The organism is Streptomyces recifensis (assembly GCF_002154615.1).
Taxonomy (GTDB): Bacteria; Actinomycetota; Actinomycetes; order Streptomycetales; family Streptomycetaceae; genus Streptomyces; species Streptomyces griseoluteus.
Map to the genome: position 1 here is coordinate 1 of NZ_MUNH01000850.1, position 539 is coordinate 539.

Here is a 539-nt window from a genome sequence, read left to right on the forward strand (position 1 = left end):
GGGTGAGGTCGGCGACGACCTGGGCGTCGTGGCCGGCGCCGCTGGGCAGCGACTGGTAGGGGGTGCCCGTCTCCAGGCAGCTCTCCTCGATCAGGGCGCGCAGGTGCGCGCTGGTGGAGACCGGGGCGGAGTGGGTGCGGGCGACCACCTCGATGCGGGTGCCGGTCTGGCGGGCGAGGTCGTCCAGTTCACGGGTGAGGACGGTTTCGGCCCGGCGCATGCGGGTGGCGTCGGTGTCGCGCAGGTCGGCGGTGAGGCGGNNCGGCCGCGGCCAGGGCGTCGCGGCGGCCCGGCATGGGGGTGGTGCCGCAGTGGCCGGCGCTGCCGCCGATCTCGACGGTGAGGACGGTGCGTCCGGTGATGCCGTCGACGACGCCGATCCGGTTGCGGGCGCGTTCGAGGACGGGCCCCTGCTCGACGTGGAGTTCGAGGTAGGCGGCCAGCGACTCGGCGGGCCAGACGGCGCTGCCCAGGGCGTCGAGGTCGCCGCCGGCCAGGGCGAGGGGGCCGCGCAGGGGGTGGCCGTCGTGGTCGAGGGG

At 76.7% G+C, this 539-nt stretch carries 1 protein-coding gene; it reads right to left on the bottom strand.

What is annotated here, in order from left to right; all coding sequences use genetic code 11:
• Positions 1 to 220 (bottom strand): hypothetical protein (locus CCN33_RS30305; RefSeq protein WP_208621995.1); only part of this gene is annotated, 220 nt, incomplete at its 3' end.
• Positions 221 to 539: the final 319 nt, after the last annotated feature.